Consider the following 25566-nt stretch of genomic DNA (forward strand, 5'->3'; position numbering starts at 1 on the left):
ACCTAGGAGACGATGTCCTTGCGGGCGAACCCCCGGAACGCCAGCGCGAAGAGCACCAGCGCGTACGTCACCGAGACCGCCGCTCCCTTCACCATGCCGCCCCACTCCAGCTGCGGCTGCAACGCGTCGGCCCAGGCGAACTGCCAGTGCGCGGGCAGGAAGTCCCGCCACGAGCCCAGCGCGGTCACCGCGTCCAGGACGTTGCCGATGATCGTGAGCCCCACCGCACCGCCGACCGCACCCAGCGGCGCGTCCGTCCTCGTCGACAGCCAGAAGGCCAGCCCGGCCGTTACCAGTTGGGACACGAAGATGAAGACGACCGCGAGCGCCAGGCGCGGGACGGTGTCGGCGGTCGCAAGCGATCCGCCGGTGGGCAACCGCAGCGGCCCCCATCCGTAGGCCACCGAGCCGACCGCCAGTGCCACCAGTGGCAGCAGGACCATCGCCGCCGCGCTGAGACCCAGCCCCACGGCCAGCTTCGACCAGAGCAGCCGGGCTCGTGGCACGGGCGCGGCGAGCAGATAGCGCAGCGAGGACCAGCCGGCCTCCGAGGCGACGGTGTCACCGCAGAACAGCGCCACTGGCACCACCAGCAGGAAGCCCGCCGAGACGAAGAGACACACGGCGGCGAAGTTCGCGCCGGACGCGGTCGCCGTGTCCATCAGCGTGATCCGGCCGTTGTCCCGCCCGTCCGGTGTGCCGCCGATCGCGAAGGCGGTGATCAGCACGAACGGCAGGGCGGCGAGGATCCCGCCCATCACGAGGGTCCGGCGCCGTTTCAGCTGCCGTACGGCCTCTACGCCCAGCGGCAGGGTGTGCCGGGCGCGGTAGCCCGGCGCGGCCTCGGTCGCCACACTCATGCGGAGCCTCCGATCAGGGTGAGGAACGCGTCCTCCAGGCGGCGGTGCGGTCCGACACCGGTCAACGGGACGTCGAGCCGGATCAGTTCGCCGATGAGAGCGGTCGGCGTGGCGCCGTCGAGACGGACCAGCAGCCCGCCGTCCGTGCGGACCGCCGAGCCGATACCGGGCAGCTGGCCGATCTTCTCGACCAGCGGGTCGGAGACCGTGTCCCCGAGCGTCACCAGGAGCGTGTCGCCCGCGCCCGTGATCTCGGAGACCGGACCGGTCTGCACCAGCCGGCCCCGGTCCATGACCACCAGATGCGTACAGGTCTGCTCCACCTCCGAGAGAAGGTGGCTGGAGACGATGACGGTCCGGCCCCCGGCCGCGTACCGGATCATCACGTCCCGCATCTCGCGGATCTGTGGCGGGTCGAGCCCATTGGTCGGCTCGTCGAGGATCAGGAGGTCCGGCAGGCCGAGCATGGCCTGCGCGATGGCCAGCCGCTGCCTCATGCCCTGCGAGTAGGTACGCACGGCGCGGGCGAGCGCGTCGCCGAGGCCGGCGATCTCCAGTGCCTCGTCGAGGTGCGCGTCCTCGGCGGGGCGGCCGGTGGCCTTCCAGTACAGCTCGAGGTTGTCCCTGCCGGACAGGTGCGGCAGGAAACCGGCGCCCTCGACGAACGCGCCGACGCGGGAGAGTACGGGCGCGCCCGGCCGGATCGCGTGGCCGAAGACCCGGATTTCGCCGCCGTCGGGGGTGATCAGGCCCATCAGCATGCGCAGCGTGGTGGTCTTTCCGGCGCCGTTGGGTCCGAGCAGCCCGAGGACCTGACCCTGTTCGACCTCGAAGGACACATCCCGTACGGCATAGCGGTCGCCCGCCTTGGCGTAGCGCTTGGTCAGCCCGCTGATCCGAAGCGGTACATGCGCCAGTTCGGGGTCCGGCGCGGGGGCCGCGCCCCGGCGCCGTGCGGTGACCAGCAGCAGGGCGGCGATCAGGGCGGCCGACGCCGGAAGCCCCCAGACCCACCAGGGCCATCCGGCCGCCTGCGTCGTCACCCCGGGGGCGGTGGGCACGGCCAGGCCGCTCTCCAGGGTGACGGTGTAGGTGGCGGGGGCGGCCGGTGACGCGTAGGCGAGGTCGGTCGCGGCGAGCACCAGGCGCAGCCGGTGCCCGGCCTCGACCTCGTGGTCGACGGCGGGCAGCGTCAGCCGGACGCTTCTGCCCTGCTTCGCGTTCTCGACGCGGACGGGGGCGACGAGCTGCGCGGGCAGCACCTGCCGGTTCCCGTCGGGCCCGACGTCGTACAGCTTTCCGAAGAGCACGGCGGCGCCACTGTCGGAGGCGACCTTCACGCGGACGGTCGGTGAGCCGGTGATCCGTACGGATCCGGTCAGCGGGGCGGAGTCGAATCGGGCGTGCTGGCCGGGGAAGTCGAGGGAGAGTCCGCCGACGCCGAGTGAGGAGAGCTGGGAGAGCCCGCCGCCGAGGCCGGGGACGGCGGAGACGGCGGGCGGGGTCGCGCCCGCCGGGTTGCGGAAGGTCTGGGTGCGGGGGCCGGTGAGGGGAACGTCCCCCGCCGTGGACGACAGACCGGGGTAGCGGTCGGCGGTGGCGCCGCGCAGCTGGGCCTGGCCGTCGGTGGAGTCGACGCCGCCGGTGCGGCTGACCCGGAAGCCGGGGCCGGTGGCGGCGCCCTCGTCGTCCTTGAGGTGACGGTCGAACCAGGCGCCGATGCGGGCCTCGACCCGGCCGGTCTCGCGGTCCCCGCCGTCGTGTCCGCCGGCGATCCAGTCGACGGCGACGGGCGCGCCGTTGGCGGTGATCGCCTTGGCCATGGCGTCGGCGTGGGAGAGCGGGAAGAGCGAGTCGGACTGCCCCTGCACGATCAGGGCGGGCACCTTGATCCGTCCGCCGACGGCCGACGGGCTGCGGGCCTCCAGCAGGGTGCGGGCCGCCGCGTCCGGGGTCCCGGAGACGGCGACGCGCTCGTACATCGCGCACAGCTCGGCGGTGAAACGGCCACAGGCGCCCGTGGGTACGGTGGCACCGGTTGGTCCGGCGCCGCCGCCGGGGCCGCCGGAGGTCGTACCGGTGGAGAAGAAGATGCCGGCCCAGAGCTTCTTGAAGACCCCGTCGGGGAACAGCGCGTCGGCCAGGTTCCAGTAGGTGATCTGGGGCGCGATCGCGTCGACGCGGGTGTCGTACCCGGCGGCGAGGAGCGAGATCGCGCCGCCGTACGACGACCCGGTGACGCCGACCCGCGGATCGCCGTCGCCGTCGAGCCGCACCTCGGGGCGCTTCGCCAGCCAGTCGATCAGCCGCTGGACGTCCTTGACCTCGTGGGCCGGGTCGTTGAGGCCGATCTGCCCGGTGGAGGCGCCGAAGCCGCGCGCCGACCAGGTCAGCACCGCGTATCCGTCCCGGGCCAGATTCTCCGCCTGGGCAGTGACGTCGTCCTTGCTGCCGCCGAAACCGTGTCCGATGAGGACGGCGGGGCGGCGGCCCGTGCCGGAGGTGAAGTACGAGGTGTCGATCCTCGCCCTCGGCATCTCCATGACCTGGTCCTCGCGGTGCACGGCCGGCGCACCGTCCGAGGCGACGGCGGTCCAGGTGCCGGCGCCCGCGAGCAGCGCGACGGCGGCGGCGAGGGCCGGCCATCGCCGGGAGAGTCGGATTCGCATGCCTCAAACCCTAAGCGGGCGTCCGGTTCGGGTCGGCTGCCGTCAGACGGAACTCGGGAGCCTCCTCGAGTCGTACGCAGTACCGTCCCCGTACACCAGACGCGGTACACACCTGGAGGGCACTTCATGGAGATCCGCCGCGCGACGACGGTCGCCGAGCTCGTCGCCGCCCAGCATCTGTACGACGGTCCGGCCCGGGTGGAGTGGGCGGAGCGGTTCCTGGCGGCGCCGGGGCATCTGATGCTGATCGCCCATGTGGACGGCGCGCCGGCGGGCATGGTCTCCGGGATCGAGATGCTCCACCCGGACAAGGGGGTGGAGATGTGTCTGTACGAGCTGTCAGTGGACGAGGCGTACCGGCGCCGGGGCATCGGGCGGGCGCTGACCGAGGCGCTGGCCGCCGTCGCCCGGGAGCGCGGCTGCTACGACATGTGGGTCGGTGTGGACACCGACAACGACCCGGCTCTGGCGACGTACCGGTCCGCCGGCGCCGACGACGATGGAGAATTCGCCATGCTCACGTGGGGGTTCGGCGACGAAGCAGGGTGAGGCCGAGGCACACTCTTGTGCGGTACATGACCAGCCGAGACGCTGTGGGGCCGTCCGGACAACGAAAGGTCAGGTGCCCCGAGATGAGAGCCCCGTCCCGCCGCATCGGCACGCTGATATCCGTCATCGGCCTCGCGGCCGGTCTGCAGGTCGCCGTCTCCCCCACGGCGCAGAGCGCGCCGCTCGGCGATCTCCGTCTCGCTCCCGCCTCCACCGCCCTGCAGAACAGCTGGATCGTCGTTCTCAAGGACGGCTCGACGCGCGCCGCCGACCTGGGCGTCACGCCGAAGCACGAGTACCGCACCGCCCTGAAGGGCTTCTCCACCACGATGTCGCAGGCGAGGGCGGCCGCGCTCGCCTCCGACCCACGGGTCGCGTACGTGGAGCAGAACGCGATCGTGCGCCTCAACGCCACCCAGACGAACGCCACCTGGGGCATCGACCGGATCGACCAGCGCGGTCTGCCGCTGTCGACGACGTACACCTACAACACGACCGCGTCCAATGTGAACGCGTACATCATCGACACCGGGATCCGGACCTCGCACAGCGAGTTCGGCGGCCGCGCCGTGGTCGGTACGGACACGGTCGGCGGCGGCCAGAACGGGCAGGACTGCCAGGGCCACGGCACCCATGTCGCGGGCACGGTCGGGGGCGCGAAGTACGGCGTCGCCAAGGGCGTGAAGCTGGTGGCGGTCCGCGTACTGGACTGCGACGGCTCCGGTACGACGGCCGGGGTCATCGCCGGCATCGACTGGGTGACGGCCAACGCGGTCAAGCCGGCGGTCGCCAACATGAGCCTCGGCGGCAGCGCGAACACCTCGCTGGACAACGCGGTGAAGCGCTCGATCGCCTCGGGCGTCACTTACGCCATCGCCGCGGGCAACGGCCTCCCGATCCTGGGTCTGCCGGCCAACGCGTGCAACTACTCGCCTGCCCGCGTCCCCGAGGCGATCACCGTCGGCGCGACGGACAGCGCGGACAAGCGCGCCTCCTTCTCCAACTACGGCACCTGTCTGGACCTCTTCGCACCGGGCGTGAACATCACCTCGGCGTGGAAGGACAGCGACACCGCGACCAACACCATCTCGGGCACGTCGATGGCGACCCCGCACACGGTCGGCGCCGCGGCGCTCTACCTGGCGGCGCACCCGACGGCGTCCCCGGCCCAGGTCCGCGACGCACTGGTGAACAACGCGACCCCGGACAAGGTCCAGGACCCGCGCACCGGTTCCCCGAACCGCCTGCTCCACTCGCTCTTCTGACCGACCGCCCGGGGGCCCGGCCGCGTGGCCGGTCCCCCGGTGCTCGCGCGGCCGGCTGTCAGTGCCGTCCCGTACGGTCCTCGCATGACGAAACGTGTACCGCTGACCGGCGGCGAGAAGGAAAGCCTGTGGGCCGCGTTGGACCGGCACCGCGATGTGGTGCTCTGGAAGCTGGAGGGGCTCGACGACGAGGCGCTCCGGCGTTCCGTGCTCCCCTCCGGAACGACCCTGCTCGGCCTGGTGAAGCATCTGGCGTCGGTGGAGTACGGCTGGTTCTGCGAGACGTTCGGCCGCGAGGTCGAACCGCTGTGGTTCGACCCGGCCACCGAGGAGGACGGGATCATCGGCCCCGAGGAGAGCACCGCGGACATCGTGGCGTTCTACAACCGGGCCCGGGCCGCCGCCGACCGGGCGGTCGAGGAGACGGACCTCGACGTCACCGGGACGTCCTGGGCGGGTGAGACGGTGTCCATGCGCTGGGTCCTGATCCACATGATCGAGGAGGTCGCGCGGCACGCGGGCCACATGGACGTCATGCGCGAGCTCATCGACGGGGCGACGGGGGACCACCCGCGCTGACATCGGGTCCGGGATAGGGCAGTTCGACCGGCAGCAGCCGCCCGGCCGCCTCCAGCTCCCCGTCCCGCACCAGAGCGTGGATCTCCCGGGCCAGCGGAGTGACCTCCCTGATCCCGACGATCCACTCATCGGCATACCGCCGCGCCGCCTCCCCCGCCAGCCCCAGCTGCAGGGAGCGGTGCGGCAGGGCACCCAGCCGCAGATCCCGCTCGGGGTCCCACTGCACCCGAGCGGGCGCCTGCCTCAACTGCCGCTTCCAGTCGGCCTGATCGGCGTGCACGCCCGGGACGTAGTGCGACAGACAGGCATGTCGCAGTGCCCAGTCGAACCCCTCCCGGAGGATCTCGACGGCGAGGACGGTCCGCTGCCCCTCCTTCGTCCCCCACCCGCAGCGATACATCATCCACAGGAACGACGGCTTGACCCAGGTCATCCGATCCCGCTTCCAGGCCCCGGGAAACCGCCCCTCCCGCACGGCGGGCAGACCGATGGCGGGGTCGTACGCCTGGTAGACGGTGACGGTGGACGCGGTGTACAGGGCCCGGATCTCCTGGCGGGGTCGCTCACTCATCCCCCTACCCTGCGCCGCCCCGGGCGGCGGGGCCAGTGGTTAAACGACCGCCTTCCTCAAGGCCACTTGTTCGAGTCGCAGGGCAACGACTAACGCTGCATTCGCTTTCGCGAACACGAAGGCGCGCTGCCTGGGGGTAGGGATGACGTTGGTGATGGCGGCGGCGGCCGCGTGGGGTGTGCTGCAGTTATGCGCCCTGTCGTGGCCGGCGCGCTCGGTGCGGTTGTCGACGGTGCTGTTGGCCGTCGCGGTGGGGGTGTACGGCTGCGGTGTGGCGACGGCTTTGCTGGAGCTGGCGTACACCCGTGTCTATGCCGAGCAGTCGGGGCAGTCCTTGACCGATGTGGTGCACAGCACCAGCTATACAGTGGCGCCCTGGGTGGAGGAACTGCTCAAGGTGTCCCCGCTGTTGCTTGCCGACTGAAGGCGGTACGGGCCCGGGCCTCCGGGCGGAAGTGGCTGCTGCTCATCCCCTGCGTCCTCATGCTCCCTTCACTGCTGTTCCTCGGCGTCGGCTCGTTCACTTCCACCGCCGGTGTCCAGAGGTTCTTCAGCACCGGTTCGGGCCCGACGATCCTCATGGGATTCACCATCGCCGCACTGGCCTGGATCGCCTGGCAGCTGGTCACTCTGCTCCGCAGTCGGCGGGCGGCTTCGGCCCAACCACTCGGCGAGCTGGTGGCCGTTCACCGCTTCCGCCTCGGCACCGCCCTGGGCGCGGCCACCACCGGCACGCTCCTGCTCTGGCGCGGCCTCGGAAGCGCCGGACCCGGCGGGAACGCGATCGCCACCTTCCACCTGCTCGAAGCCCTCGACACCTTCCTGGTCCACCTCGGCTTCGCTCTCCTCCTGCTCTCCCTCCTCGCCCTGTTCCCACCCGGCGGACTCGCGCTCGCCGGCGGCGGAGCGGTCGGCGCGATCACGGCCGGAGCCGCCGCCGACGCGGCGCTCCTCGGCACCGCCGGCATCGTCTTCATGGCGGCGGGCACCCAGGGGGCGAGTACAAGCGGGCCGAGTGGTGGAAGGCGGGCGACCCCGCCGTGGGTACGGGCCAGACGGAAAGCGGGACAGCAATTCAACAAGGACAATTGGCACCGCTACCCCGCCAACGAGATCTACCTGAAGAACGGGAAGTTCCTGGACTCCTACCGCCCCGGAAAAATCAAGAAGGCAACGTTCAGAAAATACCTGAACGAAATACGGCGCAAGTACGCGCGGGGGACCAGGATTCCGGACACCAGGAAGGCCCGCAGGGAGTACCCGGACCTCATCGGGAAACCCTTGAAGGGTAAGTACTACTTGGAAGTTCCGCCCCAGGCCGAACCAGTGCCGGAGTGGTCGCTCAGGGAAGCAGCCAGCAAGGGTGTGACGATTCGAGATAGCAATGGCTACATCTACCGACTCCCGAAGCGATAGGCTGTGTAACCATGATCTGGACTTACTCCCGCCAGTGGAACAACCTCAACGAATGCCCTATGGATCCACTGACGGCCGAGGCAGCTCAAGCCCGCCACCTCTCCGAAGAGCTGTACACCGCCGTCCCGCCCTACGATGGGAGGCCCTCGCCGGAGTTTCGGGTAGAAATCCGCTGGGAAACCGAGTACGCCGCCGTGGTCTTCATGGATGAATACGGGCGCGACGAATTGGACTACTCATTCTCCGTCCTTGACGGCTCCCTCTTTCTCGACACAATAATGATCTACGACTATGGAACGTCACAAGAGCGCGGTGGGTACGCCGACGCCGAGTGCGTGGAGACCTTCAGCTTCTCCCCCGACGGCATCATGCATAGAACCGTCGACATCAACGACAACATCACCCGCGAAAGCAGGTCCGGCGTCGACGTCTCTCTCAACTGGGAGCCCATTCCGGAATTCGGCGCCTACGATTCGCTGATCCGGCGCGACCGCGACCGCCCCTGAGACGGCGATCGGCCCGTACGGCTGCTGCCGTACGGGCCGAAGCGGAGAAACCCCCGTCAGTGGTTGCGCGGGAAGCCCAGGTCCACGCCGGCCGGGGCGTCCGAGGGGTCCGGCCAGCGGGTGGTGACGACCTTGCCCCGGGTGTAGAAGTGGATGCCGTCGTTGCCGTAGATGTGGTGGTCGCCGAAGAGCGAGTCCTTCCAGCCACCGAAGGAGTGGTAGCCCACCGGCACCGGGATCGGGACGTTCACGCCGACCATGCCCGCCTGGATCTCCAGCTGGAAGCGGCGGGCCGCGCCGCCGTCACGGGTGAAGATGGCGGTGCCGTTGCCGAACGGCGAGGCGTTGATGAGGGCGACGCCCTCCTCGTACGTCTCGGTGCGCAGCACGCACAGGACCGGGCCGAAGATCTCGTCCTGGTACGCCTTCGCCGAAGTGGGGACGCGGTCCAGCAGTGAGAGGCCGATCCAGTGGCCGTCCTCGAAGCCGTCCACCGTGTAGCCGGTGCCGTCGAGGACGACCTCGCAGCCCTCGGCCGCCGCGCCCGCGACGTAGGAGGCGACCTTGTCGCGGTGGGCCGCGGTGATCAGCGGGCCCATCTCGGACGCCGGGTCGTCGCCGGGGCCGATCTTGATCTTCTCGGCACGCTCGCGGATCTTCTCGACGAGCTCGTCGGCGATCGAGCCGACGGCGACGACCGCCGAGATCGCCATGCAGCGCTCGCCCGCGGAGCCGTACGCCGCCGAGACCGCCGCGTCGGCCGCCGCGTCCAGGTCCGCGTCCGGGAGGACGAGCATGTGGTTCTTGGCCCCGCCGAGCGCCTGGACCCGCTTGCCGTTGGCCGAGGCGGTGGCGTGGATGTGGCGGGCGATCGGCGTGGAGCCGACGAAGGAGACGGCCGCGACATCGGGGTGCGCGAGCAGCGCGTCGACCGCGACCTTGTCGCCGTGCAGCACGTTCAGTACGCCGTCGGGCAGCCCCGCCTCGGACGCCAGCTCGGCGAGGAGGTTCGCGGCCGAGGGGTCCTTCTCGCTGGGCTTCAGGACGAACGTGTTGCCGCAGGCGATGGCCAGCGGGAACATCCACATCGGCACCATCGCCGGGAAGTTGAACGGGGTGATGCCCGCGACGACGCCCAGCGACTGCCGGATCGCCGACACGTCGACGCGGTTGGAGACCTGGGTCGACAGCTCGCCCTTCAGCTGCGTGGTGATCCCGCACGCCAGCTCGACGATCTCCAGACCGCGGGCGACCTCGCCCAGCGCGTCCGAGTGGACCTTGCCGTGCTCGGCGGTGATCAGCGCGGCGATCTCGTCGCGGTGCGCGTCGAGCAGGGCGCGGTACGTGAAGAGGATGCCGGTGCGCTGGGCGAGCGAGGACGTGCCCCAGGTCTCGTACGCGGCCTTGGCGGAGGCGACGGCGGCGTCGACCTCCTCGGCCGAGGCCAGGGCGACGCGCGTGGTGACGGCACCGGTGGCCGGGTCGGTGACCGGGCCCCAGTTGCCCGACGTGCCCTCGACGGACTTGCCACCGATCCAGTGGTTGACGCTCTTCGTCATGACGTACGTACTCCTTCTACCTACAGGTGGCGGCGTCGGGCTACGACTTGCCGGTCGTACTCCTCCCGGGCCTTGACCGCCGACGGGCGGGTCGCGATCTCGGCCACGGGCACATCCCACCACGCCTGGGCGGGGGGCGCGCCCGACACTGTGTCTGCCGTTTCGGTCTCGACGTAGACACATGTGGGGACGGTCGCCGCCCGCGCGGCGGCGAGGGCTTCTCGCAGGTCACTGATGGTGTGGGCACGCAGCACCCGCATACCGAGGGACGCCGCGTTGGCGGCGAGGTCCACGGGCAGCGGATCGCCCGTGAAGCCGCCGTCGGGGGCCCTTCGCCGGTAGGCGGTGCCGAACCGCTCGGCGCCGACCGCCTCGGAGAGGCCTCCGATGGAGGCGTACCCGTGGTTCTGGAGGATCACCACCTTGAGAGGGATGTTCTCCTGCACGGCTGTCACGATTTCGGTGGGATTCATCAAGTATGTACCGTCCCCGACGAGCGCCCAGACCGGGCGGCCCGGCGCGGCGAGCGCGACCCCGATGGCGGCCGGGATCTCGTAGCCCATGCAGGAGTACCCGTACTCGACGTGGTACTGGTCCACGGACCGGGTCCGCCAGAGCTTGTGGAGGTCACCCGGGAGCGAGCCGGCCGCGTTGATCACAATGTCGGCATCGGTGACCAGAGTGTCGAGTACCCCGAGGACCTGTGGCTGTGTCGGGCGGGCGCCCTCGTCCGGGGCGGCGTAGGCGGCGTCGACCCGCGCCTCCCAGGCGGCCTTGGCTCCGGCCCATGACAGCTCGGTGCGATGTCCGCCGAGCGCGTCCGCCAGCGCGTCGATGCCTTCGCGCGCGTCCGCGACCAGCGGCAGCGCGCCCTGCTTGTGCGCGTCGAATCCGGTGATGTTGAGGTTGACGAACCGGACGTCCGGGTGGGCGAAGAGCGTCCCCGACGCCGTGGTGAAGTCGGTGAACCGGGTGCCGATACCGATGACCAGGTCGGCGTCGGCGGCGAGCTCGTCGGCGACGCCCGTCCCCGTGTGGCCGATGCCGCCGACGTCGCAGGGGTGGTCGTACGGCAGCGACCCCTTGCCCGCCTGAGTGGACGCGACGGGAATGCGGGTCCGCTCGGCGAGCGCGCCCAGCGCCGCCTCGGCGCGGCTGTGGTGGACGCCGCCGCCGGCCACGATCAGCGGCCGCCGGGACTGCCGTACTGCCCCTACGGCGTCGGCGAGTTCCCGTGTGTCCGGCCGGGGGCGGCGGACCCGCCACGCCCGCTCGGCGAGGAACTCCTGCGGCCAGTCGTACGCCTCCGCCTGCACGTCCTGCGGCAGCGCCAGGGTCACGGCCCCGGTCTGCGCCGGGTCGGACAGGACCCGCATCGCGGCGAGCGCGGCCGGGATCAGGGCCTCGGGGCGGGTGATCCGGTCGAAGTACCGGGAGACCGGCCGCAGACAGTCGTTGACGGAGACGTCCCCCGCCCAGGGGACCTCCAGCTGCTGGAGCACCGGGTCCGCGGGGCGGGTCGCGAAGGTGTCGCCGGGGAGCAGCAGCACGGGCAGATGGTTGATGGTGGCGAGGGCCGCGCCGGTGACCAGGTTGGTGGCACCGGGCCCGATGGAGGTGGTGACGGCGTGGGCGGTGAGCCGGCCCGCCTGGCGGGCGTGGCCGACGGCCGCGTGCACCATGGCCTGTTCGTTGCGGCCCTGGAAGTACGGCATGTCGTCGGCGTACTCGACGAGGGCCTGGCCGACCCCGGCGACGTTCCCGTGGCCGAAGATCCCCCAGGTGGCGCCGATCAACCGCTGTCGGACGCCGTCCCGTTCGGAGTACTGGCGGGACAGGAACCGCACCAGCGCCTGTGCGACGGTCAGCCTCATCGGTAGCCCTCCGTGTGGTCGGGGTGGAAGCGGATCCGCCACTCCCGCTCGGCTCCGGGGCCGGCCATCACATTGAGGTAGTACATGTCATGGCCGGGTTCGGCGATGGACGGTCCGTGCCAGCCGTCGGGGACGAGGACGGCGTCGCCGCCCCGGACCTCGGCGAGGAGATCGGCGCCGCCGGGCCTCGACGGGGACACCCGCTGGTAGCCGGCGCCGCCCCCGTCGATCTCGAAGTAGTAGATCTCCTCGAGTGCGGCCTCCCGGCCGGGCACGTCCTCGTCGTGCTTGTGGGGCGGGTAGGACGACCAGTGGCCGCCAGGGGTGATCACTTCGACGGCGATCAACCGGTCGCAGTCGAAGACCCCGGCGGCGGCGAAGTTGCGCACTTCGCGGGCCTGGACGCCGGTGCCGCGTGCCTCGACGGGAACCTCCGGCGCGGGACCGTAGCGAGCGGGGAGTCGTCGCTCGCACTTCGCTCCTGCCAGGGCGAAGCGGCCTCCAGCGCCGGAGGCGATCTGTGCGTGGGCGTCGCGCGGCACATAGGCGAAGTCACCGACTCCGCTGAACACACTTGCCCGCCCCAGCAGTTCGAAGGATTCTCCGTCCACCTGAACCGTACAGCCGCCGGTCAGCGGAAGCACGATCCATTCGCTGTCTCCTGTCGCGAGGAGGTGGGTGTCACCCGGCCCGAGGTCGAGCACGCGGAGCGCGGAGTAGCTCCAGCCCGCCCTCTTGGGGTCGATGTGGACGGCGTACGGCCCGTGGGCGGCACGGCCGGCCGGGAGATGCAGGTCGTTCATGGTCCCTCCCTACCCCTTCAGAGCAGTCCGACAGCGGTGTCGACCGCGCCGGCCACGTCGCCGTCGGCCGGATAGAGCAGCGAGCGTCCGACGACGAGCCCCTGCACGGTGGGCAGTTGCAGGGCGCCGCGCCACTTCTCGTACGCGGTGTCCGGGTCGGGCCCTATGTCGCCGCCGAGGAGCACGGCGGGCAGGGTCGAGGCTGCCATCACCCGGTCCATGTCGTCGGGGTTCTCGGTCACGGGGACCTTGAGCCAGGTGTACGCGGAGGTCCCGGCGAGTCCGGAGGCGATGGCCAGGGAGGTGGTGACCGCCTCGGCGGACAGGTCGGTGCGGAGGCGTCCTCCCGGATCGCGCCGGCAGCGGAAGGGCTCCACGAAGACGGGCAGCCGCAGGGCGGCCATCTCGTCGATGGCGCGGGCGGCGGCCTGGAGGGTGTCGAGGGAGCCCGGGTCGTCGTAGTCGAGGCGCAGCAGCAGCTTGCCGGCGTCGAAGCCGAGGCGGTGGAGGTCCTGGGGGCGGTGGCCGGTGAAGCGGTCGTCCAGCTCGAAGGCGGCGCCGGCGAGCCCGCCGCGGTTCATGGACCCCATGGCGACCTTGTCGTCGAGGGCGCCGAGCAGGAGCAGGTCGTCGAGGATGTCGGCGGAGGCGAGGACGCCGTCGACACCGGGGCGGGAGAGGGCCAGGCAGAGCCGGCTCAGCAGGTCGAGGCGGTTGGCCATGGCGTAGGGGCGGTCGCCGACGGCGAGGGCGCCGCGGGCCGGGTGGTCGGCGGCGATGATCATCAGTCGGCCGCTGTCCCCGACGAGGGGGCGTCTGCGGCGCCGGGCGGCCGCCTCGGCGACGGCTTCGGGGTGCCGGGTCCGCACGGCGACGAGCTGGGCGAGGTCGACGGCGTTCGCCGCGTTCACGGCCATACGCCTCCCTCGAGCACGGCCTCGACCTCCGCGGGGAAGGGCATCGCCGAGGAGCAGGCGACCCTGGAGGCGACAAGGGCGCCGGCGGCGTTGGCGTACTGGAGGGTCCGCTCCAGGTCCCAGCCCGCGAGGAGCCCGTGGCAGAGGGCTCCGCCGAACGCGTCCCCTGCGCCGAGCCCGTTGACGACCTCGACGGGGATGGGCGGGACCTCCGCGCTGCGGCCGTCGGCCGTCAGACCCAGGACGCCCTTGGGGCCCTGTTTGACGACGGCGAGGGCGACCCCGGCGTCGAGCAGGGCGCGGGCGGCGGCGTACGGATCGCGCTCGCCGGTGGCAATCTCGCACTCGTCGACGTTTCCGACGGCGACGGTGGCGTGGCGCAGTGCCTCGCGGTAGTGGCGGCCGGCCGCGTCGGGCCCTTCCCCGGCCATGGCCCAGAGGTTCGGCCGCCAGTCGAGGTCGAAGACGGTGAACGCGGCCGGTCCGCCTCGGGCCGCCGAGCGCGCGGCGAGGGCGTCGAGGGTCGCGGTTCGGCTCGGCTCGGCGCTCAGCCCGGTTCCGGTCATCCAGAAGATCCGGGCCGAGGCGATCGCCCCGAGGTCCAGCTCACGGCTGTGGATCTCCAGGTCGGGGGCCTTGGGATGCCGGTAGAAGTAGAGCGGGAAGTCGTCCGGCGGGAAGATCTCGCAGAAGGTGAGGGGGGTCGGGTACGCCTCGACGGGGGTCACCCAGCGGTCGTCGACGCCGAACGCCCGCAGCTCCTGGTGGAGGTAGTCCCCGAACGGGTCGGCGCCGGTGCGGGTGATCAGCGCGGTACGGCGTCCGAGGCGGGCGGCTGCGACGGCGACGTTCGACGGCGAGCCGCCGAGGAACTTGCCGAACGTGTCCACGTCGGCCAGCCGGACCCCGGTCCGGAGGGGATAGAGGTCCACCCCGATCCGCCCCATGGTGATCAGGTCGTACGGATCGGTCTCCATCCGGGATCCCTTCGCAAGCGATGACCTCGTCGGCGACGGCCTCGTCGCACCGACGGCTTCGCACGGGGTCGGCCTCGCGCATCGGCGGCGCGGGGCCGACCACCCCAGGTCTAGTAGCCCCCGCGCGACCCTGTCAACATTTTGTCCTTACATTCGGACGAATACCTTGACACCTCTTGACGACGGCCGGAAAGCTGACGCCCATGACCTCGCCGTCCCCCTTGTCCCGCATCCGGATCGGCTCCGCCCCCGACTCGTGGGGCGTGTGGTTCCCCGACGATCCCCGCCAGGTCCCCTGGGACCGCTTCCTCGACGAAGTGGCCCGTGCCGGATACGAGTGGATCGAGCTCGGTCCGTACGGCTATCTGCCCACCGATCCGCCCCGGCTCACCGAGGAGACCGCGCGACGCGGCCTGAAGGTGTCGGCGGGCACGGTCTTCACCGGGCTGCACCACGGGCCGGACGTCTGGGAGAAGACCTGGGCGCACGTCGCCGACAACGCGGCCCTGGCCCAGGCCGTGGGCGCGGGCCATCTGGTCGTCATCCCGTCCTTCTGGCGCGACGACAAGACCGGCGAGGTCCTGGAGGAGCCCACCCTCACGCCCGCGCAGTGGCGTGATCTCACCAGCCTGACCGAGCGGCTCGGCCGCGAGGTGCGGGAGCGGTTCGGGCTGCGGATCGTCGTCCATCCCCATGCGGACACGCACATCGACAGCGAGGAGAACGTCACCCGTTTCCTGGACGCCACCGACCCGGACCTGGTCTCGCTCTGTCTGGACACCGGGCACTACGCGTACTGCGGCGGCGACAGCGTCAGGCTGATCGAGACGTACGGGGAGCGCATCGGCTACCTCCACCTCAAGCAGGTCGACCCGGAGGTCCTGGCCGACGTCGTCGCGCGGGGAACACCGTTCGGACCGGCCGTGGCGCAGGGGGTGATGTGCGAGCCGCCGGCCGGCGTGCCCGCGCTGGAGCCGGTCCTGGCGGCTGCGGGGGCGCTGGACGCCGACCTGTTCGCGATCGTCGAACAGGACATGTACCCGTGCCCGCCGGACAAGCCGTTCCCGATCGCGGCCCGCACCCGCCGCTTCCTGCGCTCCTGCGGGGCGTAGGCGGACGGGGCGACAGAACCCTGCGGCGCGTCAGGCGTCGGCGGTCGAGCGCGGCCACTGCGCGAGGGTGATGTGCAGTGCCTCCAGGGCCCGCTCCCAGGAGGCCCGTACGTCCCTCGGGTGCCCGAAGCCGCCTCCTGCCTCCAGATGGACATAGCCATGGAAGGTGGAGCGCAACAGCCGTCCGGCGTCGGTGAGATCGGGCTCGGCGAGGTCGTAGCCGCGGAGCATTCCATAGGTGAGTTCGATGCTGCGCCGGCACGCCGGGGAGTCCGCGACGACGGCCGGGTCCAACGGGATCTGGGTCGCCGCGTACCGGCCGGGGTGCTCCAGGGCGTAGTCGCGGTAGGCGTGGGCGAAGGCGATCATGGCCTCCTTCCCCGCCCGGCCGGCCACCGCGGCGGAGATCCGGTCGGCCAGTTCGCCGGTGGCGAGAAGGGCGACCCGGGTGCGGAGGTCGGCGAGGTTCCTGACGTGGGAGTAGAGGCTCGCGTCCTTCACGCCGAAGCCGCGGGCCAGCGCGGACACGGTGACCCTGTCGAAGCCGATGTCGTCCGCGAGGTCGGCGGCGGCTTCGGTCACCCTCGCCGCCGTGAGTCCGATGCGGGCCATGCGCCACCTCCGGCAGAGCGAAAACAGACCCCCTAGGTTACGGCTCCGTCCACGACCGCCCGAGCATGAGCCGCTTCGGTCCGGTGCCCCCCCTTTCGTCACATCGGTCCCTTTGCTGTCACGCATATGACCGTTACGCGGGTGTTCCGTCACAGCCGGTCCACAACCCCTCTCCCTCGGTCACCAGTTGCCGTTCAGGTGGGCACAGGCTCAGGGGATCGCCAACGATCACCAGCGTCCGCGTCACAGCTCCCCCGAACGGCACTCCGGCCGCCGCTGCGACGCGCGCAGGGAGGTGTCACACATGCCGGACAGAAGGCTCTGGTCGTACAAGGACATTGCGGCGCACATCCGGGTTCAGCCCGACACGGTCCGCTCCTACCGGAAGCACGGACTGCTGCCGCCCCCCGACCATGTGGAAGCGGGAAAGCCCTACTGGTACGTGGAGACGATCCGCACCTGGGTGGCCAATCGCCCGGGGAACCGGGGCCGCCGGGAATGACCCCGCCGCTCAGCTCTGCGGACGGATCACCGTCACGCCCGCTCCCGGCGCCGACCCCATCTCGGCGAGCGCGGCGGGGGCCGCCGCCAGCGGGATCTGCTGGGTGACCAGCAGATCGGGGCGCAGGGCGCCCGAGCGGACCAGTTCCATCATCGGCCCGTAGGCGCGCGCGGCCATGCCGTGGCTGCCGAGGATCTCCAGTTCCAGGCCGATCACCCGGGCCATCGGGACCACCGGGTCACCGGCGGCCGTGGGCAGCAGCCCGACCTGGACGTGGCGGCCGCGCCGGCGCAGGCTCGCCACCGAGGCGGCGCAGGTGGCCGGTGAGCCGAGCGCGTCGAGGGACACATGGACACCGCCGCCGGTCAGTTCGCGGATGGCCGCGGCCGTGTCGCCATCGGGCAGGGCGGAGGCGTCGATGCACTGGTCCGCACCGAAGGTGCGGGCCAGCTCCAGGGCGCGCGGGGCGACGTCGACGGCGACGACCCGCGCCCCGCAGGCGGCCGCGATCATCACGGCCGAGAGGCCGACGCCGCCGCAGCCGTGGACCGCGACCCAGTCGCCGGGCGCGACCCGGCCCTGTGCGACGACCGCGCGGAAGGCGGTGGCGAACCGGCAGCCGAGGCCGGCGGCCGTCGTGTACATCAGCTCGTCGGGCACCGCGACCAGATTGATGTCGGCGTGCTCCAGGGCCACGTACTCGGCGAAGGACCCCCAGTGGGTGAACCCGGGCTGGGTCTGGCGCTCGCACACCTGCTGGTCCCCGGCGGCGCAGGAGGGACAGCTGCCGCAGGCGCATATGAAGGGCACGGTGACCCGGTCGCCGGCCCGCCAGTTGGCCACATCGGCGCCCACCGCCTCGACCACGCCCGCGAGTTCGTGTCCGGGCACGTGCGGCAGGCTGATGTCGGGGTCGTGGCCCATCCAGCCGTGCCAGTCGCTGCGGCACAGACCGGTGGCCTCGACGCGGACGACGACACCGTGGGGCGACGGGGCGGGGTCGGGCACGTCCCGTACGCGCGCGTCCTGTCCGTACTCCTCGAACACCACAGCCCTCATCGGCCCGGCCCTTCGCTCGACTGCACCTGAATCTAGGGGATGCACCACTCCTGGGGGAATGTCCGATCACACGTTCACACCCTGGCGCTCCACCGTGGGGGCGGCGCGGCGCAGGTTGACCTCAATACCCCCTAGGGGTATAAAGTGGGGTCCCTACCGGATCAGCAATGCCCGATGAGGAGAGCGCCATGACGACCGCCGAGACGAAGACCGAGCTGCCCCAGGCCACCGGCTCCTGCTGCTCGTCGACCGGCTCCTGCCACGACGGCGCGGCCGACGCCCAGGCCGCCGGTGTCACCACGGTCTACCAGGTCAAGGGGATGACCTGCGGGCACTGCGAGGGTGCCGTGTCGAGCGAGATCGCCGAGATCGCCGGCGTCTCCTCGGTGAAGGCCGTGGCCTCCACCGGTCAGGTCACCGTCGTCTCCGAGGCCACGCCGGACGAGGCCGCCGTGCGCGCCGCCGTGGACGAGGCGGGCTACGAGCTCATCGGTCTCGCCTGAGGCCGCGCACCGGGCATCACGAGCGGGGTCGTAACGTTGCCAACGGTAGGGCCCCGCTCCCCTTTGGAACCCCACATGACATCCCCCGCGACATCCACCACCACGACCGAGCTCACCATCGGCGGGATGACCTGCGCCTCGTGCGCGGCACGCGTCGAGAAGAAGCTCAACCGCATGGACGGCGTCACCGCCACGGTCAACTACGCGACGGAGAAGGCGAAGGTCTCGTACCCGGAGGGCATCGAGGTCGCCGATCTGATCGCGACGGTGGTCAAGGCCGGCTACACCGCCGAGGAACCCCCGCCGCCGGAGCCCGCCGACGAGGACGAGAACCCCGCAGGTGCCACCGGCGACGAGGCGGACGCGTTGCGCCGGCGGCTGATCGTCTCCTCCGCCCTCGCCGCGCCGGTCGTGGCGACGGCGATGGTCCCGGCCCTTCAGTTCGACGGCTGGCAGTGGCTCTCGCTCGTGCTCGCCACGCCCGTCGTGGTCTGGGGCGGACTGCCCTTCCACCGGGCGACCTGGACCAATCTGCGGCATGGCGCCGCCACCATGGACACGCTCGTCTCTGTGGGCACCCTCGCCGCCTTCGGCTGGTCGCTGTGGGCCCTGTTCCTCGGTGAAGCGGGGACGCCCGGGATGCGCCACGGCTTCGACTTCTCCGTCTCCCGCACCGACGCCGCGTCCACGACCTATCTCGAAGTCGCGGCCGGAGTGATCACTTTCATCCTGCTCGGCCGCTTCCTGGAGGCCCGCGCCAAGCGGAGGGCGGGCTCGGCGCTGCGCGCGCTGATGGATCTGGGCGCCAAGGACGTCGCCGTCCTGCGGGCGGGCCGTGAGGTGCGCGTCCCGGTGGACGCCCTGCGGGCCGGGGAGTTCTTCGTCGTACGCCCCGGAGAGAAGATCGCCACCGACGGCACCGTCACCGAGGGCGCGTCCGCCGTCGACGCGTCCATGCTCACCGGCGAGTCCGTACCGGTGGAGGTCACCGCCGGCGACCCGGTCACCGGAGGGTGCGTGAACACCTCGGGACGGCTGGTCGTCGAGGCCACCCGCGTCGGCGCCGACACCCGGCTCGCCCGGATGGCACGGCTCGTCGAGGACGCCCAGAACGGCAAGGCGCGGGTGCAGCGGCTCGCCGACCGGGTCTCCGCCGTCTTCGTCCCCGTCGTCCTGCTGCTCGCGCTCGGCACGCTGGCGCTCTGGCTGGCGGCCACGGGCGACGCGACGGCGTCCTTCACCGCCGCCGTCGCCGTCCTGATCATCGCCTGCCCCTGCGCCCTGGGGCTCGCCACGCCGACCGCGCTGATGGTGGGCACCGGCCGGGGAGCCCAGCTCGGCATCCTGATCAAGGGCCCCGAGGTCCTGGAGTCGACGCGCCGCGTCGACACCGTCGTCCTCGACAAGACGGGCACGGTCACCACCGGCCGGATGACGCTCCGGAAGGTGTACGCCTACGAGGGCGTGGACGAGTCCGAGCTGGTGCGGCTCGCGGGCGCCCTGGAACACGCCTCCGAGCACCCGGTGGCCCGGGCCGTCACGGCGGGCGCGCTCGAACGCGGCGACCTGCCGCCCGTCGACGGCTTCGAGAGCGTCCCGGGTCTCGGCGTACGCGGCACGGTCGAGGGCCGCGAGGTGCTGGCCGGCCGCGCCGCCCTGCTCGCGGACGCCGGAATCACCGTGCCCCCCACCCCCGACGACCTGGGCGGGAGCACCGCCGTCCATGTCGCCTGGGACGGCGCGGCACGCGGGGTCCTCACCGTCGCCGACGCCGTCAAGGAGACCAGCGCGGAGGCCGTCCGGCTGCTGCGCGCACTCGGCCTGACGCCGGTGCTGCTGACCGGCGACCAGCGGGCCGTGGCCGTGGCCGTCGCCGCCGAGGTGGCCATCGACGAGGTGTACGCGGAGGTCCTGCCGGAGGACAAGGCGGACGTGGTCCGCAGGCTCCAGGGCGAGGGGCGCACCGTCGCCATGGTCGGCGACGGCGTCAATGACGCGGCCGCCCTGGCCACGGCCGACCTGGGCCTCGCGGTGGGCACGGGCACCGACGCGGCGATCGAGGCCGCCGACCTCACCCTCGTACGGGGAGACCTGCGGGTGGCCGCGGACGCGATCCGGCTGTCACGGCGCACCCTGGCCACGATCAGGGGCAACCTCTGCTGGGCCTTCGGCTACAACGTCGCCGCGCTGCCGCTCGCGGCGGCCGGTCTGCTGAACCCGATGATCGCCGGCCTGGCCATGGCCTTTTCGTCCGTTTTTGTCGTGACCAACAGCCTGCGACTCCGGGCGTTTACGTGAATTCACGTTCACGTGACGCACAGGACCTTCACAAAGAGACCTAGATCACAGATATTTGGGGGTAACCATTCGGGCTGTTCGCGAGTCTAAGTGGGCGATGCCAAGGAACGTCTTGGGGGACGTTCATGGGATGTCTTGGGGGACGTCCCAGGCAAGCGTTGGCCGGGGCACGTGCACCGGGGAGCTTTGAGCGGCCCTCCCGTACGTACGTACCCCGGCAGACCGCGCAGACCTGCGAAAGCTTCTGCTGACCGACCAGGACGGCAGACGCCCGGCCCGGATCCCGTGGGGGGAATCCGCACCGGGGATATGGGAAGCGCCCCGCTCGTCGACCCGTGGGGGGATCGGCGGCGGGGCGCTTTTCTTCGTTTCGGCACGGGCCCGGCGGCGGGCCCGGGCAGTGGGGTCAGCGACCCTCGACCGGGACGAAGTCGCGGAGGACCTCGCCGGTGTAGATCTGGCGCGGACGGCCGATGCGGGAGCCGGGCTCCTTGATCATCTCGTGCCACTGGGCGATCCAGCCGGGAAGGCGGCCGAGCGCGAAGAGCACGGTGAACATCTCGGTGGGGAAGCCCATCGCCCGGTAGATCAGACCCGTGTAGAAGTCGACGTTCGGGTAGAGGTTGCGCGAGACGAAGTAGTCGTCGGAGAGCGCGTGCTCCTCGAGCTTCAGCGCGATGTCGAGCAGCTCGTCGGACTTGCCGAGCGCGGACAGGACATCGTGCGCGGCGGCCTTGATGATCTTGGCGCGCGGGTCGAAGCTCTTGTAGACCCGGTGGCCGAAGCCCATCAGACGGACGCCGTCCTCCTTGTTCTTCACCTTGCGGATGAAGGAGTCGACATCGCCGCCGTTGGCCTGGATGCCCTCGAGCATCTCCAGGACCGACTGGTTGGCGCCACCGTGCAGGGGACCCCACAGGGCCGAGATGCCGGCGGAGATCGAGGCGAACATGTTCGCCTGCGAGGAACCGACCAGACGCACGGTTGACGTGGAACAGTTCTGCTCGTGGTCCGCGTGCAGGATCAGCAGCTTGTCGAGCGCGGAGACCACGACCGGGTCGAGCTCGTACTCCTGGGCGGGGACCGAGAAGGTCATGCGCAGGAAGTTCTCGACGTACCCGAGGTCGTTGCGCGGGTAGACGAAGGGGTGGCCGATCGACTTCTTGTACGCGTACGCCGCGATCGTCGGCAGCTTGGCGAGCAGCCGGATCGTGGAGAGGTGGCGCTGCTTCTCGTCGAACGGGTTGTGGCTGTCCTGGTAGAACGTGGACAGCGCGCTGACCACGGACGACAGCATGGCCATGGGATGGGCGTCGCGCGGGAAGCCGTCGAAGAACCGCTTGACGTCCTCGTGCAGCAGCGTGTGCTGGGTGATCTCGTTCTTGAAGGTCGAGAGCTCGTCGACCTTGGGAAGCTCACCGTTGATCAGCAGGTAGGCGACCTCGAGGAACGTCGAGCGCTCCGCCAGCTGCTCGATGGGGTAGCCGCGGTACCGCAGAATGCCCTGCTCACCGTCGAGGTAGGTGATCGCGGATTTATAGGCGGCGGTGTTGCCGTATCCGCTGTCCAGGGTGACCAGACCCGTCTGGGCTCGGAGCTTCCCGATGTCGAAGCCCTTGTCACCGACGGTGCTGTCAACCACCGGGTAGGTGTATTCACCGTCCGCGTACCGCAGTACTACAGAGTTGTCGCTCACGTCATCCCTCACCGACGTAGTGCCTCTTCTTCGAGGTGCCCTGACTGTCTCTACCATCCCCCATTTGGCTCAGGAGAGTGCACTCGGGGTCGACCATTGGGCCAATCGGCGGCACTCAGTGCCGCCAACCTGCTCATCCTGCCCCCTTCGCCCCGGTTCCGGTAGTCGGGGGTGGGGTTTCCCACGTCCGGGTGTCCTGAAGATCGATCCCATGGATCAGGACTGGGCGGACAGCCTTCCGGACAGTCGGTGATCCAGCGCGGTAAAGCGTCTGCCTGCGGAAACAGTGCGGACGGCCTGCCCGATCGCCTTGCGGGAACCGACGAGGACGACCAGCTTCCTGGCCCGCGTGACGGCCGTGTAGAGCAGGTTCCGCTGCAGCATCATCCAGGCTCCGGTGGTGACGGGGATCACCACGGCGGGGTACTCGCTGCCCTGGGAACGGTGGATCGTCACGGCGTACGCGTGGGCCAGCTCGTCGAGTTCGTCGAAGTCGTACCCCACCTCCTCGTCCTCGTCCGTCAGCACCGTCAGGCGCTGGTCGTCCAGGCTGAGCCCGGTGACCACGCCGACCGTGCCGTTGAAGACCCCGTTCTCTCCCTTGTCGTAATTGTTGCGAATCTGGGTGACCTTGTCCCCCACCCGGAAGACCCTTCCACCGAATCTCTTCTCGGGCAGGTCCGGGCGCGAGGGGGTGATGGCCTGCTGGAGCAGTCCGTTCAGCGTGCCCGCCCCCGCCGGTCCCCGGTGCATGGGGGCGAGAACCTGCACGTCGCGGCGCGGGTCGAGACCGAATTTGGCGGGAATCCGCCGTGCGGCCACATCGACGGCAACCCGGCCGGCGTCCTCGGTCTCTTCCTCGCTGAAGAGGAAGAAGTCCGGCAGGCCCGTGGTGATAGGCGGCACGCCGGAATTGATCCGGTGCGCGTTGGTGACCACGCCGGACTGCTGGGCCTGGCGGAAGATGCGGGTGAGCCGGACGGCGGGGACGGGGCTGTCCGGGGCCAGCAGGTCGCTGAGCACCTCTCCGGCGCCCACCGAGGGCAGCTGGTCCACATCGCCGACGAGCAGCAGATGGGCGCCGGGCGCGACGGCCTTCACCAGCTTGTTGGCGAGCAGGAGGTCCAGCATGGAGGCCTCGTCGACCACCACCAGATCGGCGTCCAGCGGCCGGTCCCGGTCGTACGCGGCGTCGCCGCCCGGCTTGAGCTCCAGCAGCCGGTGGACGGTGGACGCCTCCGCGCCGGTGAGCTCGGCCAGGCGCTTGGCCGCCCTGCCCGTCGGCGCGGCCAGGACCACCTTGGCCTTCTTGGCGCGGGCCAGCTCCACGATCGAGCGGACGGTGAAGGACTTGCCGCAGCCGGGCCCGCCGGTGAGCACGGCGACCTTCTCGGTGAGTGCCAGCCGGACGGCCTGCTCCTGTTCGGGCGCCAGTTCGGCGCCCGTTCGCGTCGCGAGCCAGGCGAGCGCCTTGTCCCAGGCCACGTCCCGGAAGGCCGGCATCCGGTCCTGGCCCGCGCGCAGCAGGCGCTGGAGCTGGGCGGCCAGGGACAGTTCGGCGCGGTGGAAGGGGATCAGGTAGACCGCCGTGACCGGCTGCCCGTCGACGCCCGGCACCCGCTCCCGTACGACACCCGGCTCGCCGTCCTCGCCGGGTGCCGCCAGCTCGGCGAGGCACTCGATGACCAGCCCGGTGTCGACCTGGAGCAGCTTGACCGCGTCAGTGATCAGCTGCTCCTCGGGCAGGAAGCAGTGCCCCTGGTCGGTGGACTGGGACAGGGCGTACTGCAGGCCGGCCTTGACCCGCTCCGGGCTGTCGTGCGGAATGCCGACGGCCTGGGCGATACGGTCGGCCGTGAGGAAGCCGATGCCCCAGACGTCCGCCGCCAGCCGGTAGGGCTGGTTCTTCACGACGGAGATCGAGGCGTCGCCGTACTTCTTGTAGATCCGCACGGCGATGGAGGTCGAGACTCCGACCCCCTGAAGGAAGATCATGACTTCCTTGATCGCCTTCTGCTCCTCCCAGGCGGCGCCGATGAGCCGGGTGCGCTTGGGGCCGAGGCCCGGGACTTCGACGAGCTTCTCGGGCTGCCGCTCGATGATGTCGAGGGTGTCGGTGCCGAAGTGGTCCACGATCCGCTCGGCGATCCTCGGGCCGATGCCCTTGATCAGACCGGAGCCGAGATAGCGGCGGATGCCCTGGATGGTGGCCGGGAGGACGGTCGTGTAGTTCTCGACGGTGAACTGCTTGCCGTACTGCGGATGGGAGCCCCAGCGGCCCTCCATGCGCAGCGACTCGCCCGGTTGCGCGCCGAGCAGCGAGCCGACCACCGTGAGGAGGTCCCCGGGGCCGCGACCGGTGTCGACACGGGCGACCGTGTAACCGCTCTCCTCATTGGCGTAGGTGATCCGCTCAAGAACACCTTCGACCACTGCCTGACTGGGACTGGACATGATCCGAAGGTAGCGCCGGGCTCGGACAGCGCGTGCGGCCTGTGGACAACTTTGCCGCAGCCCCAGACCTGCGTTACGAGTCGGGGCGGCCGGAATCCGGTCGGGCCAGCCGAGCGCCCCGGCTCTCCGCGACCCGTTTGACGTCCCGCAAGGACTCACTGAGCCGACTGGTGAGGTAGCGCAGTTCGCCACTGGTCACCCGGTGGTCCGCCAGAAGGTCGGTGGCGTGGCCGAGAAGGTCGCCGGCCATACCGAGTTGGACGCTCTCGATGTCGTCCGCGAGCCGCGACACATAACCGGTGCCGTCTCCCTCCACGAAACAGGGTTTACCCTCCGCGCCCGTCCAGGGCAGCAGCCGTACCGCGCGCCGCTCGTACCAGTCGTCGCTCACGCGGCGACCTCGACTCCGTGGGGCAGCAGGTGCCGAAGACCGGCCCCCCGCGCGACGACTCGCAACGTACGCCGCCGCGCCAACCGCCGCTCGTGCGCCAGGAGGTACGGACGGACCAGCGGACTGTCCTCACCGCGCGGCGGGCGATCGCCGGTGCTGTAGACGGTCGGGCCTCCGACGTACTCGCAGGAATACGGATACGTGAACACGGCGTACCCGGGCGGGCCCGTGTGTCGCCGCCCGCCGGGGGCGAGGCATCGCCTCAGCCGGGCGGAGAGCCTGGCGAAGAAGTCCCTCATGTCAACCTGCTTTCCTCAAGTGCTGCGACCGTCACGTTCTGTGCCGAGTCACTCACAGCATGCGGCCGGAACTGTCACGCTTTCCAGAGTCAGAG

General features: G+C 70.9%; 24 protein-coding genes. 10 read left to right on the top strand and 14 right to left on the bottom strand.

From position 1 onward, the window contains the following. Window positions 1-2: 2 nt before the first annotated feature. On the bottom strand, window positions 3-860 hold the full coding sequence (locus ACZ5VC_RS05000; protein WP_469118675.1) for an ABC transporter permease: 858 nt from the start codon (window positions 858-860) through the stop codon (window positions 3-5). After that, window positions 857-3529: an alpha/beta fold hydrolase gene (locus tag ACZ5VC_RS05005; RefSeq protein ID WP_469118676.1), complete on the bottom strand. Its 2673-nt coding sequence runs from the start codon at window positions 3527-3529 to the stop codon at window positions 857-859. Before ACZ5VC_RS05005 ends, ACZ5VC_RS05000 begins: the two co-directional genes overlap by 4 nt. A gap of 126 nt (window positions 3530-3655) precedes the next feature. Between ACZ5VC_RS05005 and ACZ5VC_RS05010 the strand changes: the two genes are divergently transcribed. From ACZ5VC_RS05010 to ACZ5VC_RS05020, 3 genes are all read left to right on the top strand, one after another. Continuing rightward, window positions 3656-4078 carry a GNAT family N-acetyltransferase gene (locus ACZ5VC_RS05010; RefSeq protein WP_469118677.1) on the top strand — a complete coding sequence of 141 codons (423 nt, stop codon included), beginning with the start codon at window positions 3656-3658 and terminating at the stop codon, window positions 4076-4078. 83 nt (window positions 4079-4161) lie between these two features. Beyond that, window positions 4162-5343: a S8 family peptidase gene (locus tag ACZ5VC_RS05015; protein ID WP_469118678.1), complete on the top strand. Its 1182-nt coding sequence runs from the start codon at window positions 4162-4164 to the stop codon at window positions 5341-5343. A gap of 84 nt (window positions 5344-5427) precedes the next feature. Then, complete coding sequence (locus ACZ5VC_RS05020) at window positions 5428-5922, top strand: DinB family protein (RefSeq protein WP_469118679.1); 495 nt, start codon at window positions 5428-5430, stop codon at window positions 5920-5922. Here ACZ5VC_RS05020 and ACZ5VC_RS05025 read toward each other — a convergent pair. Then, window positions 5888-6493, bottom strand: a complete 606-nt coding sequence (locus tag ACZ5VC_RS05025; protein WP_469118680.1) for a DUF4291 domain-containing protein — start codon at window positions 6491-6493, stop codon at window positions 5888-5890. The two genes, ACZ5VC_RS05020 and ACZ5VC_RS05025, sit on opposite strands and share 35 nt — an antisense overlap. A gap of 142 nt (window positions 6494-6635) precedes the next feature. On the opposite strand from ACZ5VC_RS05025, the gene ACZ5VC_RS05030 reads away from it, so the two are divergent. Genes ACZ5VC_RS05030 through ACZ5VC_RS05040 form a run of 3 tightly spaced genes read left to right on the top strand, consistent with a single transcriptional unit; the run spans window position 6636 to window position 8415 of the window. Beyond that, window positions 6636-6917, top strand: a complete 282-nt coding sequence (locus ACZ5VC_RS05030) for a hypothetical protein (RefSeq protein ID WP_469118681.1) — start codon at window positions 6636-6638, stop codon at window positions 6915-6917. Between the two features lie 59 nt (window positions 6918-6976). Next, a complete protein-coding gene (locus tag ACZ5VC_RS05035; RefSeq protein WP_469118682.1) occupies window positions 6977-7909 on the top strand; it encodes a hypothetical protein in 933 nt (310 codons plus the stop codon). 11 nt (window positions 7910-7920) lie between these two features. Next, entirely contained in the window at window positions 7921-8415 is a 495-nt protein-coding gene (locus ACZ5VC_RS05040; protein ID WP_469118683.1) for a hypothetical protein, read from the top strand. Between the two features lie 56 nt (window positions 8416-8471). Here ACZ5VC_RS05040 and mmsA read toward each other — a convergent pair whose 3' ends face one another. Genes mmsA through iolC form a run of 5 tightly spaced genes read right to left on the bottom strand, consistent with a single transcriptional unit; the run spans window position 8472 to window position 14545 of the window. Beyond that, a complete protein-coding gene (gene mmsA / locus ACZ5VC_RS05045; RefSeq protein ID WP_469118684.1) occupies window positions 8472-9974 on the bottom strand; it encodes a CoA-acylating methylmalonate-semialdehyde dehydrogenase in 1503 nt (500 codons plus the stop codon). Window positions 9975-9994: 20 nt separating this feature from the next. Then, window positions 9995-11848: a 3D-(3,5/4)-trihydroxycyclohexane-1,2-dione acylhydrolase (decyclizing) gene (iolD, locus tag ACZ5VC_RS05050; RefSeq protein WP_469118685.1), complete on the bottom strand. Its 1854-nt coding sequence runs from the start codon at window positions 11846-11848 to the stop codon at window positions 9995-9997. After that, window positions 11845-12651, bottom strand: coding sequence for a 5-deoxy-glucuronate isomerase (gene iolB, locus ACZ5VC_RS05055; protein WP_469118686.1), 807 nt, complete (start codon window positions 12649-12651; stop codon window positions 11845-11847). The genes iolD and iolB overlap by 4 nt, the downstream gene beginning before the upstream one ends. Window positions 12652-12668: 17 nt before the next feature. Then, window positions 12669-13568: a Cgl0159 family (beta/alpha)8-fold protein gene (locus ACZ5VC_RS05060; protein WP_469118687.1), complete on the bottom strand. Its 900-nt coding sequence runs from the start codon at window positions 13566-13568 to the stop codon at window positions 12669-12671. Further along, window positions 13559-14545: a 5-dehydro-2-deoxygluconokinase gene (gene iolC, locus ACZ5VC_RS05065; protein ID WP_469118688.1), complete on the bottom strand. Its 987-nt coding sequence runs from the start codon at window positions 14543-14545 to the stop codon at window positions 13559-13561. Before iolC ends, ACZ5VC_RS05060 begins: the two co-directional genes overlap by 10 nt. 203 nt (window positions 14546-14748) lie before the next feature. Here iolC and ACZ5VC_RS05070 point away from each other — a divergent pair, with 203 nt between their 5' ends. Beyond that, window positions 14749-15657, top strand: a complete 909-nt coding sequence (locus tag ACZ5VC_RS05070) for a sugar phosphate isomerase/epimerase family protein (protein WP_469118942.1) — start codon at window positions 14749-14751, stop codon at window positions 15655-15657. 30 nt (window positions 15658-15687) lie between these two features. Here ACZ5VC_RS05070 and ACZ5VC_RS05075 read toward each other — a convergent pair whose 3' ends face one another. Beyond that, a complete protein-coding gene (locus ACZ5VC_RS05075; protein ID WP_469118689.1) occupies window positions 15688-16269 on the bottom strand; it encodes a TetR/AcrR family transcriptional regulator in 582 nt (193 codons plus the stop codon). A gap of 304 nt (window positions 16270-16573) precedes the next feature. Here ACZ5VC_RS05075 and ACZ5VC_RS05080 point away from each other — a divergent pair, with 304 nt between their 5' ends. Further along, window positions 16574-16771 (top strand): helix-turn-helix transcriptional regulator, encoded by a 198-nt coding sequence (locus tag ACZ5VC_RS05080; protein WP_469118690.1) that lies wholly within the window; start codon window positions 16574-16576, stop codon window positions 16769-16771. A 9-nt stretch (window positions 16772-16780) separates the two neighbouring features. On the opposite strand, the gene ACZ5VC_RS05085 is transcribed toward ACZ5VC_RS05080, so the two are convergent. Continuing rightward, a complete protein-coding gene (locus tag ACZ5VC_RS05085) occupies window positions 16781-17830 on the bottom strand; it encodes a zinc-dependent alcohol dehydrogenase family protein (protein WP_469118691.1) in 1050 nt (349 codons plus the stop codon). Between the two features lie 167 nt (window positions 17831-17997). Between ACZ5VC_RS05085 and ACZ5VC_RS05090 the strand changes: the two genes are divergently transcribed. Both ACZ5VC_RS05090 and ACZ5VC_RS05095 read left to right on the top strand, forming a co-directional pair. Continuing rightward, on the top strand, window positions 17998-18333 hold the full coding sequence (locus tag ACZ5VC_RS05090; protein ID WP_469118692.1) for a heavy-metal-associated domain-containing protein: 336 nt from the start codon (window positions 17998-18000) through the stop codon (window positions 18331-18333). Window positions 18334-18408: 75 nt separating this feature from the next. After that, window positions 18409-20631: a heavy metal translocating P-type ATPase gene (locus tag ACZ5VC_RS05095; protein WP_469118693.1), complete on the top strand. Its 2223-nt coding sequence runs from the start codon at window positions 18409-18411 to the stop codon at window positions 20629-20631. A 406-nt stretch (window positions 20632-21037) separates the two neighbouring features. On the opposite strand, the gene ACZ5VC_RS05100 is transcribed toward ACZ5VC_RS05095, so the two are convergent. From ACZ5VC_RS05100 to ACZ5VC_RS05115, 4 genes are all read right to left on the bottom strand, one after another. Further along, on the bottom strand, window positions 21038-22327 hold the full coding sequence (locus ACZ5VC_RS05100) for a citrate synthase (RefSeq protein WP_468710635.1): 1290 nt from the start codon (window positions 22325-22327) through the stop codon (window positions 21038-21040). Between the two features lie 216 nt (window positions 22328-22543). Beyond that, on the bottom strand, window positions 22544-24781 hold the full coding sequence (gene recD2 / locus ACZ5VC_RS05105; RefSeq protein WP_469118694.1) for an SF1B family DNA helicase RecD2: 2238 nt from the start codon (window positions 24779-24781) through the stop codon (window positions 22544-22546). Between the two features lie 73 nt (window positions 24782-24854). Further along, on the bottom strand, window positions 24855-25172 hold the full coding sequence (locus ACZ5VC_RS05110) for a hypothetical protein (RefSeq protein ID WP_469118695.1): 318 nt from the start codon (window positions 25170-25172) through the stop codon (window positions 24855-24857). After that, window positions 25169-25471: a hypothetical protein gene (locus ACZ5VC_RS05115; protein WP_469118696.1), complete on the bottom strand. Its 303-nt coding sequence runs from the start codon at window positions 25469-25471 to the stop codon at window positions 25169-25171. Before ACZ5VC_RS05115 ends, ACZ5VC_RS05110 begins: the two co-directional genes overlap by 4 nt. Window positions 25472-25566: the final 95 nt, after the last annotated feature.

It is taken from the genome of Streptomyces sp. NPDC033174 (assembly GCF_055577795.1).